The sequence below is a fragment of the Paenibacillus solisilvae genome (assembly GCF_042656405.1).
Lineage (GTDB): Bacteria > Bacillota > Bacilli > Paenibacillales > Paenibacillaceae > Paenibacillus_Z > Paenibacillus_Z solisilvae.
This window is the reverse complement of the sequence record NZ_JBHSOW010000052.1, coordinates 1-9,608: the sequence shown is the minus strand read 5'-3', so window position 1 is coordinate 9,608 and position 9,608 is coordinate 1. Positions and strand designations below refer to the sequence as shown.

Genomic DNA, 9,608 nt, shown 5'->3' with positions numbered 1-9,608 from the left:
TTTATGCAAACAAAACATGCGAAACACTTTTATTGGTTCCAGATTAACTCTGTCTATTTGTTCTGAATGTGAAATGGAAATATGAAAGCGCCTATTAGATTATCTAAACAAAGAACATCTATTACGGGGGTATTGGTGCTTGGATTATAGTTGTCCAACATCTTCAGTAAACGTTATAGTGAAGACTTTACCAGGCTTCACTTGTTTATTCACTTCTGAATTGGAACAAATAAATCTCATTTCGCCTGTTGGGGTATACTCCGTAAAATCATTATCACCCACTGCAGCCATCATTTTGACTTCAACATAGTTTCCGCCAACCTTCGTTATTGAATGTACTTTAAATTTAGCTTTAAACAATGATTATCGTCTCCTTTAAAATTAGGCATTAATAAAGACACTCTCTATGGCTTACCCTTATTACACTGAATTCTTACCCGGTAAACAAAAAAAGCCACTCGATTAAGAGTGACCAATGTCAATAATAATAATGAGGTCGCTATGATCAACAAGCATGCCTCAACAGGTAGGCTAATTTTTCTTCAAGACCATCTGAATTTGTTTTGGATGTCACAGATGCTTTACAATGACCAACGCTCACTAACTTGTCTTCCTTTTTAATAAATCCACTCAAGAAGATAATAGTGCCGGATTCAGACTTTTCATGCATCCTGTTACACCCAATACAATAATACATATAAATTACCTCCTCTTGTAATTACTTTCCAAGAAGATCATAGTTCAAATTAAATAGTAAAGAAATAGGATTTGAAATAAAAAAAACACTCGCAATGGAGTGCCCCTTATTCTACGTATAAAGTTACACAAGCGGTGTTTAAAACAGATTCCACCAACAGAAGCACTACGCGCTGCTCGTGCTTTAACGCTCCGCCCTTAAAAGCATCTGCACTTAGTTACTTTATTTTTCGATAGGTATCTCATTAATCCACAATACATAATTCTTTGTACTGCTGGTTTCCAGTATCGACTGGTACTGACTGACTATGAAATTTACCGTTATTCCAGGCTTGATTATGATTTGTTGGTTCGGTTTTTTTGGTCCAAATCTTCCATAATTTCTAATGTAACTATATTGTCCTTTCTCCGTAGCAAAAATTGAATAAATTTGTCCATCATCAGGAGGGTCCATAAATAGGTCATAGTGCAAACCATATGGAGAGAATAGCCAGACCTCAATTGCAATATCGTGATCAGTGTTGTTCGTCCATTTAAACCGATCATCAATATCCCAATACGACCCAATAGGTACATCATATCCACTGATATAGCCCATATAATATTGATTCATCTGGATGCTTGTATAAGTTAAAGGTGAAATATCGCTCGTTTCAAGTTTGGAACTAAATGGCGCTGCAAATGCAGACTGATCAGTCGCCAAGATACTGACTCCGACCAGAGCGGATAAAAGTAACTTTTTAATCTTCAAAAATATCACCTCCGCATTCTTTAAAGCTGGCCAGCCTCTATCAACAATCATGACATTACATCCAGTTATTGTTAATCGTACTATAGCACCATTACTGTGTAGAATGATGTCGTTGTATGTTAATATTGCTGTTACTTTCATGAGCCCTTAATAGTTGAATGGACACATTAATATCGATGGAAATACATGTATAATTAGTAACTGAATACTATTATATGAGAGAGGTGAATAAGAGAATGAAGATCAAAAACCTGATTTTATACACACTCGCAAGCGTTTGTTTGTTATCGTTCTCATCATCGGTGATTGCTGCAACCCCTAAGTCCTATCTTGAAACAACTGATGTAGAAGGACATGCAATCGAAATGGCTCAAGAGCTGAAGCCTTACGACTACTTTATGGGATACCTTAGCTACTGGAATGATCAGGATCTATTCACATGGACCAACAACACCAGAAAAACTCTAAATGTTACTTTTCTTTTGACCACTCCATATAACATCCCATACGACATCTGGTACACACGCAACCTTAACTATATGGTTAAATGGCAGTTTGACAGAAATGATGGGAATCTCAAGAAGGGCACACTCTATGAGGTAAAGCCCGGTGAAACCGTGCATGTCATGGTAGCCGATGATAAAACCTATTACAACTCGGAAAAGAATTACGTACTTACCATACAAACGACGACACCGCACTAAACGAAAACATTACCTACCAACGGTATAAAAAATCAAAATTGCCGCGCTCGCTTTGTTCGTTAGTCAGATTGTCCAGAATAGTCTGCATGCTGGAACGAAGCAATCTGAACAGAAGCAGATGCTGTTCACGGTCCATCAGATCATACCCTAAGTTATTCGCCCATGCGTTTTGGTCAAATGAAATCAGAAGCGGCTCCTCCTCCGCCAAGACCTTTTTCAACCGAGATGTGGACGAGATCTCGGAATCCGTCACATGTATGAGGATTTGATGAATGCTCCATTTGTCCGGTGCGGGCTTGTAACGAAGCTCCTCTTCGGTCAACCCTTCGATGGCTTCCCGCAGCATTGCGTATCGCTTTCCGCGAGAAAAAGTAAATCTTCAACGCACACTTTCGCGATTCCCTGCCCATCCACCGACACGTACTTACCTTCGGGAGCTAGAACTTTCATGCGATTCGCTTTTGAAATTTTCCCAACTGCATCAAAAATAAGATCATATAGATCATTGCTGCTCGCAAAGTCCTCTTTCGTGTAATCCATGACATGGTCTGCTCCCAAAGCTTTCACCAGTTCCGTATTGGGAGTGCTGAAAACCCCAGTTACTTTCGCTCCAAAATGCTTTGCAAGCTGAATCGCCGCTGATCCTACCGAACCGGATGCCCCGTAAATCAGAACTTTTTGTCCATTTCGGATATTCCCTTGTCTAAGGAAGTACAATGCCGAAAGTCCGCCAAAAGAAACGGCCGCCGCCTCTTCATAACTCGCATTTGCCGGTTTCATGACCACCAGTCCGTCTTCATGCAGACAGGTATACTCGGAATACGTACCGAAATTCATCCCTCTATACGCGATGACCTGATCACCTTTTTTGAATCGTTTCACATCTTTACCTACTTCTTCGATTTCTCCAGATAACTCTACGCCCAGAATAGGTTGTTTGGGTTTTCTGAATCCGAGTACGATTCGCATGATTATCCAATACATGAGAGGAACCGCGAATTCTAACGTCCATTGCCGATACGGTTGTCGCATGAATTTTAACCAGCACCTCGTTATGCTTGGGAACTGGTTTGTTTACCTCTGCCAGTTGAAGAACATCCGGTGATCCGTACTTTGTGCATACAATGGCCTTTCATGGGTCGCCTCCAATTATTTACAATCCTTTTTATGTTTACGAAGCCAGATGGATTTCGTTTCACATCACTGCCCGTTAGCGGAACAGGCTGCCGATCATGTGTCGGCAGCCTTGTGGTAGTATTTTATACGCTATCGTTTCCCGTCGTATTATGAGGTCAGCCAGTTATTACTGGTTGACCAATTTTTATATTGGTGGTGTATTTGTCAGTAGCCGGGGCAGATCGGTCGTTCCCCTGGGTACATAACCCGTCGCTAAAACTGATCGCCCCCTACTCGTAGAAACCATGTTTAAGCTGGTTGAGACGAACAGATCTCGCATAACAAGCGATGTTGTGGAACTATGAGCAGTGCTTAGGGGTGCCGGCAATATTTATGAGAGGGAGGTTTTTTCATGAATCCAGTCATTGGCCTGGATATTTCAAAAGGTAAAAGTGATGGACAAGTTTTCTTAGACAAAGGTCAGCCCTTTGGACATCCATTTTGTTTTCAGCATAACCAAGATGGTCTTATGCAGTTTCTAGATGTCATTACCAAAGTGCAGATTAAGGCTGAGAAAGCGCCAATTGTTATCTTGGAATCGACGGGACACTACCACCAGGCCGTCATCCAGTATCTAGAGGAACACGGCATCTTGTTCTTAGTCGTAAATCCTCTCATTTCACATCAAGCCAAGAAATCAAGTCTACGCAAAGTGAAAACAGATGCGATTGATGCCTTTCGGCTATGTGAACTGTATTATAAAGAGGAATTTGAAGACCATAAACAACGTGGCGTTCAACTATTGAATCTTAGACATTTAACACGTCAGTCTGACTCTCTTACGCAAATGTATGTACAGGTAAAACTGCAGTTCCAAGCCGTGTTAGATCAGGTTTTCCCAGACTACAGAGGTATCTTCGGTGATCTCTATTCAAGAGTTTCGCTGCAGCTTCTTAAGCAATTTACGACGCCTACAGCCTTTCTAGTTGCTGGAGAAGCGAATATCGCCCATGCAATTGCATGCCTCTGCCCAAGTCGCTCTGATCGCTGGGCTGACGAAAAAGCAATTCTTATCATGGCAGCTGCAGCAAACAATCCTTTTCAGAAAGTAAACTATAGCAGCCATCTGATAAGCTTAGCGTTGTACATCGATTTACTCCTTCAGTACCAAGAGCATCTTTCCCACCTACGAAGTCAGATTGATGCTCTTGCTGAAGAGATTGAAGCTTATCAGATTATCCAATCGATACCCGGTATAGGAGGCAAAATCGCTGCAACGATTCTGTCTGAGATCGGGGAGATCCATCGGTTTAATCATGCTAAAAAGCTGGTTGCTTTCGCAGGAATTGACCCTAGTGTTTACGCTTCAGGTAAGTTCACAGCGACCACCAATCGCATTACCAAACGTGGTTCAAAGAAGCTACGACACGCCTTATATCTCGCCGTATTGTGCGGTCTTAGGAAGACAGGCAGCAAGAGACTACGAGAGTTTTACGACAAGAAACGTGAATCAGGAAAGCCTTATCGCGTTGCTCTGATTGCGTGTGTTAACAAGCTTCTGCACTGGATTTATGCATTATTAGTGAAGCAGGGTAGCTTTGTCGACTTAGCTTAATTAGCATATTTATCATTCAAACGAAAAACCTTCCAGCATATGCAGAGAAGGTTCTTTAGCACGCCTATTTTTAGTATACTGCCTTCGCCAACTTAATTTAAGAGAAAAATGTTGACAAGATATTAGCTGGTTTTAGTAACGAATGATAAGACCGATAGTCATTTAATTCATTTTGGCTCCATGCGAGAGTGAAAACAACACTGCTTGCTCTGTATCCATTCGTAACCCCTTGAGTGTGATGGATTTGAAATCCACACCATCCATTTTAGCTCCCCTTACATCGGTTCCCTGTAATTTCGCTCTAGCTAGCATTGTTCTCGTAAGATCACAATTTCTTAAGTCAGCTTTTTCTAAATTTGCTTCGGTTAAATCTGATTCATAAAATTTAATTCCACGTAAATCTTGCTTAACCAGTCTGGCATTTCTCAAATTCGTATAAGACCAATCCCCTTGGAAAATGGTGATTCCATCCATATTGGCACTGGAAAAATCTGAACCCGTCATTTTGCAGTTTTCAAACTTCGAGACAAATAGATTGGCTTCGGCAAAGTTACAATTCTCAAACGCAGATTCTTTATGAACGGAGCTATTTAACGAGGCACCCCGAAAATTACATTCAACGAAACGGCAGTTCCTCGTTGTAATCTCCTCTAACGATCCGTTAGCAAATGTGCAACGATGAAAAGTGCAACTTATTAGCTCGCCATACCTCAAATCTTGATTACAAAAGTCTACTCCTTCATAATTTTGATTGATATGCTCAAACATGATAATTCCTCCTTTTCTAATAGTTGATGCATCAACTATTAGGTGTACGCAAATTATTTTTTCATATTATCTCGCATCTTAATTAGAAGCCTTCGTAATTCATTCATTTCTTCAAGTGAAAAACCTGTTTCAAGTACATCAATAGTTCCTGAAATACAAGGTATTACATTTGTAGCTAAGCTCTTACCTTTATGTGTTAATGATACTTTAAAGTAACGACGGTCATAACTATTAGTAATTCTGTGCATTACACCTTTAGTTTCAAGGCTCACTATCATCCGAGTGATGCTTGATTTATCTTTTCTTAAAGCGAAAGCAATCTCACCCTGAGACAACCCATCTCGTTCATTGAGCAAAACAATGATAAAGGCTTGTTCAGGCGTAATATCATACGGAGCTAAACTTTTAGTCATGTGCATAGATATCTCTAATTTGGCATCATGAATTAAGACAGCAATATTATCGAGTAAATCCATTTTGTAATCACATCCCATGAAAGAATATACCAAAGTAGTTGATAAGTCAACTAAAACTATGGTTATTTCCATATATGTAGTGTGAATTATTGAGCATAACTGCCAGTTAGCTCAGCGAAGGCTGCCGATCTTGCTGCCGGCAGCCTTCGCTTATGTCTATTGAGCTCTCGTTTCTCGTTAGCTAATCTACAACTCGACTTGATTAGACTTTTTCAAATCCGTAATCCCGTTCGACTCTACAAACTCTTGTTTTATAAGTGAGATACCAATCAGAGATACCTTGACTTTGGGCGACTAAATGTCGCTCGTTCTGTTTCCATTTTTGTATAGCTTCGAGAGACTCCCAATAAGATACAGTAATACCTAAACCTTCTCTGGCACTCTCTACTCCTAAAAATCCAGGTTGAACGGATGCAAGTTTCTCCATTTCATCTGCAATTTCCGCATATCCGTTATCCCAATCTGTTCGTTCAGATGTAAAAATCACTGCATAATATGGTGGTTGTGGAGTTTTAGCAATCTCACTCATGAACTTTCCTCCATTAACTTGTTAATTTCTTCTGCCGGTTAGCTAAGCGAAGGCTGCCGATCTTGCTGTCGGCAGCCTTCGCTTATGTCTATTGAGCTCTCGTTATCCGTTAGTTGAGAAACAAAAACAAATAGCTCTTTAGGTATCCTTTTAAATTTTTAACAATAATCGCTTTATTCCATCAATAATAATAGATGGTTCATAATTCTGAATATAATGTGCACTATTGTATGCAATAATAAACTCACTATTTTCCGAAATTGATAGTGTCTCTCTTTGCATTTCATGCCACAGCTCCTGAGAACTTGGTGAATAGTGGTCTTTTTTACCTGCTGAAATAATGATTAATGGAATGTTTCCAAGATGTCGTTTCAGTTTTAACTGACCCAAGCTTTCCATAAACTCGTCAAATGTTGATTCATGTATAAATTGTTTGTTATAAGCTTCTTGAAACTCTCTAGGCATTGATGGCAAAAACCTCTCTCTATACTCCTCTGGTGTTGCATCAACTAAAAGAACCCCGACTACGTCATTTGGAAACTCACTGGCATATAATCGAACATTTACGCCACCAAAAGAGTGACCCACTAAGATGTATGGAGGTGTTATATTAGATTTTAACAAAAGATGCTTAAGTTCATTTATAATTTCTTTGCTAGTTCGCGGATTTGGACTTTTTTCGCTTCTGCCTAATCCAGCTCTATCATAAACAAATACTTTCGTAATTGAGGCGATATCAGGAATTACCGCTTTCCAAGCCTTAGAATAATCACCATAACCTGAATCCATGACGACAGTTGGATAACCCCTATTGACACCAAAGGATTTAGTAAATAACTTAAAACCATCAAGTTCAACAAAGCTTTCTTCCCCTAAAATCTCTACCAATAGACAATCAACCTCTCTTGTTCGGATTATTCAACTTTACTCTAAACCCCCTAGTTCCGAATGAATTAATAGCTTTAACTCGTATGGTAGCACAATTTCTTGTTTGAGTTAACCTGCCTGTTAGCGGAACGAAGGGCTGCTCGCATTTGGAATTATCGTATCCGTTAGTTCAAATACTTGTGTTACTTAATATGTGGATCTAGATGGTTTTTCATATCGTTATATTGCTGATCTGTCCGAGAATCTGGCTCGCGTAAAGCAATATGCTTTATTCCAAGACTATCTAAATAATTTACAGCTCCAATGGTAAATTTTTCTGCAAAAATGAAGATATAACTGTTTGGTTTCTCAGCAAGTTTCCTTAATGCTTTTTCAACGTGCTTTGAAATTATCGCTTCATCTTTCGAAGCAGAAAATACAATTAAAGTGTACTCGCCTTCTGGAAAAACCTTTGGCAGAAGACCTTGATACATTTGTGGAACATATTTGTTTATTCTAAGACTGCTGATAGCGGGTAAACCCCCGAATTATGGACAGCGAACCTCTTATCCGATCCTACACTTAGCATTACTCTGATTTACATCGTTTTACGCCGTATTAGACCTTGAACTGCTTCGGCGTTACCGTTCCTTGCTTAACGGCCTCCATGTACTCATACGGAGACAGATCGGTAGATACTACCGTGGATTCGAATGCAATTGTAATCTTGAATAAACTGACTGACGACTTCGTAAGCTTGTGGATACGTCTCAAATTCATGACGGCGGTATCACTCCGCTTCCAGGATGGAGTGAAAGGATTCGATGTGAGCGTTCTTGTTCGGCGTCTTTGGCGGTATACGCTCGTGAGTCAGTTTGAACCTCTCACACACCTCTTCAAATCGGTGGCTAATGAACGGTGGACCGTTGTCTGATCGGATGACTGGCTTATCCGTTTTGTCAAAGAGTTGGCGCTTCATCAAAGCTTCCTGCGTGATCTGCACCAAATGCCTGGCCTCACAGGTTAATCCAAGATGATAGGTGATAATGGCACGATCAAACACATCGATGATGCTCATCAAGAAGAAGAATCGCTGCTCGCCGTGGATCCATCCATACTTAATATCGGTTTCCCAAAGCTGATTAGAGCCTGTAATCACGCGATTGCTGGCCATTCGTTTGGGATACTTGATCGTGAGCTGTCGCTGCGGACGAAGGACATCCATTCGTTTACAAAGGCGGTAAACCTTCTTTTTATTGATCCGTAGCATATACCGCCTTTTGAGCAGCACAGTGAGCTTCCGGTAGCCATACGACGCACCCTCGCCGGCCAGAAGCTCCATGACCCATTCGCAAATTTGCTCGTCACTGATCGTCTTTCCATCTTGCCGGTACGAGAGGCCCGGCACAGGACGACCACTGCTGTTGGCAGTTGCTGGCCGTGCTTGCTGCTCCCGATTGACATGGGCGTAGTAGGTGGATCGCTCTACTTCGAGCACGCGAAGGACGAAGCTAATGCTGTGCCCAAGCGCAATATATTTCAGGGCAATCGCTATTTTATCCGCAAGTGCGGGTTCGTTTTTTTTAGTAGGTCTTTGAGAATATCCCTCTCCAGAGCTTGCTCAACAAAGAGCTTCTTAAGCGTTTCATTCTCTTTCTCCAACTGTGCATAATCTTCGGCTGTTGGAACAAATTTCGATTGCTTGACGCTAGTCCCATCCAGTTGATCGAGATCCTTACGATTCAACTCTCTAGCCCACCGGAGCACCATCTTCGGATCCAACTCGTGTTGCCTTGCTACGGCGGTCATGTTGCCAATCTCTTTCCCTTTGGCCACTACCATCCTTTTAAAATTTAGGTCATACTGCTTTTTCTTCATTTCATTCCCCTCCGCCTACTATTATTGTATCGGAGTAAGGGGTGTACTGTCCAAATTCATTAGGGGGCTAAAAAGTTGTTATGCAAGGGTATGCCCGTAGGGACGGTGTTCTCGAAGAGATAATCCGCCCTCAACAGAAAAAATACGGAGGGGTCTATACGAGGCCACTGAAAAACATTTGTTTTTGATTTTGTGAAGTGTACTGAAA

The 9,608-nt window shown here is 40.9% G+C and carries 13 protein-coding genes and 2 pseudogenes; 2 read left to right on the top strand and 13 right to left on the bottom strand.

The features are described 5' to 3' along the window. Window positions 1-144: 144 nt before the first annotated feature. The 3 genes from ACFPYJ_RS15010 to ACFPYJ_RS15000 form a co-directional block, all read right to left on the bottom strand. Window positions 145-360: a hypothetical protein gene (locus ACFPYJ_RS15010; protein ID WP_379188965.1), complete on the bottom strand. Its 216-nt coding sequence runs from the start codon at window positions 358-360 to the stop codon at window positions 145-147. 145 nt (window positions 361-505) lie between these two features. Next, a complete protein-coding gene (locus tag ACFPYJ_RS15005; protein ID WP_379188964.1) occupies window positions 506-697 on the bottom strand; it encodes a DUF3973 domain-containing protein in 192 nt (63 codons plus the stop codon). 222 nt (window positions 698-919) lie between these two features. Further along, complete coding sequence (locus tag ACFPYJ_RS15000) at window positions 920-1,498, bottom strand: VanW family protein (protein ID WP_379188963.1); 579 nt, start codon at window positions 1,496-1,498, stop codon at window positions 920-922. Window positions 1,499-1,683: 185 nt separating this feature from the next. On the opposite strand from ACFPYJ_RS15000, the gene ACFPYJ_RS14995 reads away from it, so the two are divergent. Beyond that, window positions 1,684-2,151 (top strand): hypothetical protein, encoded by a 468-nt coding sequence (locus ACFPYJ_RS14995; RefSeq protein ID WP_379188962.1) that lies wholly within the window; start codon window positions 1,684-1,686, stop codon window positions 2,149-2,151. 43 nt (window positions 2,152-2,194) lie between these two features. Here ACFPYJ_RS14995 and ACFPYJ_RS14990 read toward each other — a convergent pair. Then, window positions 2,195-2,497: pseudogene (locus tag ACFPYJ_RS14990) on the bottom strand (DinB family protein); the annotation flags it as partial. A gap of 11 nt (window positions 2,498-2,508) precedes the next feature. Continuing rightward, window positions 2,509-3,277: pseudogene (locus ACFPYJ_RS14985) on the bottom strand (NAD(P)-dependent alcohol dehydrogenase); the annotation flags it as partial. Window positions 3,278-3,679: 402 nt separating this feature from the next. On the opposite strand from ACFPYJ_RS14985, the gene ACFPYJ_RS14980 reads away from it, so the two are divergent. After that, the gene (locus ACFPYJ_RS14980) at window positions 3,680-4,882 is read left to right on the top strand and encodes an IS110 family RNA-guided transposase (RefSeq protein WP_379188961.1); all 1,203 of its coding nucleotides are present in this window, start codon (window positions 3,680-3,682) and stop codon (window positions 4,880-4,882) included. A 162-nt stretch (window positions 4,883-5,044) separates the two neighbouring features. On the opposite strand, the gene ACFPYJ_RS14975 is transcribed toward ACFPYJ_RS14980, so the two are convergent. The 8 genes from ACFPYJ_RS14975 to ACFPYJ_RS14940 all read right to left on the bottom strand — a co-directional run bounded on the left by ACFPYJ_RS14975 (window position 5,045) and on the right by ACFPYJ_RS14940 (window position 9,400). Continuing rightward, on the bottom strand, window positions 5,045-5,650 hold the full coding sequence (locus ACFPYJ_RS14975; protein ID WP_379188960.1) for a pentapeptide repeat-containing protein: 606 nt from the start codon (window positions 5,648-5,650) through the stop codon (window positions 5,045-5,047). A 53-nt stretch (window positions 5,651-5,703) separates the two neighbouring features. Beyond that, window positions 5,704-6,126 (bottom strand): MarR family winged helix-turn-helix transcriptional regulator, encoded by a 423-nt coding sequence (locus ACFPYJ_RS14970; protein WP_379188959.1) that lies wholly within the window; start codon window positions 6,124-6,126, stop codon window positions 5,704-5,706. Between the two features lie 202 nt (window positions 6,127-6,328). After that, a complete protein-coding gene (locus ACFPYJ_RS14965; RefSeq protein ID WP_379188958.1) occupies window positions 6,329-6,655 on the bottom strand; it encodes an antibiotic biosynthesis monooxygenase family protein in 327 nt (108 codons plus the stop codon). A 150-nt stretch (window positions 6,656-6,805) separates the two neighbouring features. Next, window positions 6,806-7,543: an alpha/beta fold hydrolase gene (locus ACFPYJ_RS14960; RefSeq protein WP_379188957.1), complete on the bottom strand. Its 738-nt coding sequence runs from the start codon at window positions 7,541-7,543 to the stop codon at window positions 6,806-6,808. Between the two features lie 182 nt (window positions 7,544-7,725). Beyond that, window positions 7,726-8,016: a hypothetical protein gene (locus tag ACFPYJ_RS14955; RefSeq protein WP_379188956.1), complete on the bottom strand. Its 291-nt coding sequence runs from the start codon at window positions 8,014-8,016 to the stop codon at window positions 7,726-7,728. Between the two features lie 124 nt (window positions 8,017-8,140). After that, the gene (locus ACFPYJ_RS14950) at window positions 8,141-8,302 is read right to left on the bottom strand and encodes a hypothetical protein (protein WP_379188955.1); all 162 of its coding nucleotides are present in this window, start codon (window positions 8,300-8,302) and stop codon (window positions 8,141-8,143) included. Window positions 8,303-8,312: 10 nt separating this feature from the next. Continuing rightward, window positions 8,313-9,020, bottom strand: a complete 708-nt coding sequence (locus tag ACFPYJ_RS14945) for a transposase (RefSeq protein WP_379188954.1) — start codon at window positions 9,018-9,020, stop codon at window positions 8,313-8,315. Window positions 9,021-9,073: 53 nt separating this feature from the next. Then, the gene (locus ACFPYJ_RS14940; protein ID WP_379188953.1) at window positions 9,074-9,400 is read right to left on the bottom strand and encodes a transposase; all 327 of its coding nucleotides are present in this window, start codon (window positions 9,398-9,400) and stop codon (window positions 9,074-9,076) included. Window positions 9,401-9,608: the final 208 nt, after the last annotated feature.

Excerpts from the sequence above, each read along its gene's own strand:
- ACFPYJ_RS15005 (WP_379188964.1), bottom strand. The coding sequence starts at position 697 with ATGTATTATTGTATTGGGTGTAACAGGATGCATGAAAAGTCTGAATCC.
- ACFPYJ_RS15000 (WP_379188963.1), bottom strand. The coding sequence starts at position 1,498 with ATGATTGTTGATAGAGGCTGGCCAGCTTTAAAGAATGCGGAGGTGATA.
- ACFPYJ_RS14995 (WP_379188962.1), top strand. The coding sequence starts at position 1,684 with ATGAAGATCAAAAACCTGATTTTATACACACTCGCAAGCGTTTGTTTG.
- ACFPYJ_RS14980 (WP_379188961.1), top strand. The coding sequence starts at position 3,680 with ATGAATCCAGTCATTGGCCTGGATATTTCAAAAGGTAAAAGTGATGGA.
- ACFPYJ_RS14975 (WP_379188960.1), bottom strand. The coding sequence starts at position 5,650 with ATGTTTGAGCATATCAATCAAAATTATGAAGGAGTAGACTTTTGTAAT.
- ACFPYJ_RS14970 (WP_379188959.1), bottom strand. The coding sequence starts at position 6,126 with ATGGATTTACTCGATAATATTGCTGTCTTAATTCATGATGCCAAATTA.
- ACFPYJ_RS14965 (WP_379188958.1), bottom strand. The coding sequence starts at position 6,655 with ATGAGTGAGATTGCTAAAACTCCACAACCACCATATTATGCAGTGATT.
- ACFPYJ_RS14955 (WP_379188956.1), bottom strand. The coding sequence starts at position 8,016 with ATGTATCAAGGTCTTCTGCCAAAGGTTTTTCCAGAAGGCGAGTACACT.
- ACFPYJ_RS14950 (WP_379188955.1), bottom strand. The coding sequence starts at position 8,302 with ATGAATTTGAGACGTATCCACAAGCTTACGAAGTCGTCAGTCAGTTTA.
- ACFPYJ_RS14940 (WP_379188953.1), bottom strand. The coding sequence starts at position 9,400 with ATGAAGAAAAAGCAGTATGACCTAAATTTTAAAAGGATGGTAGTGGCC.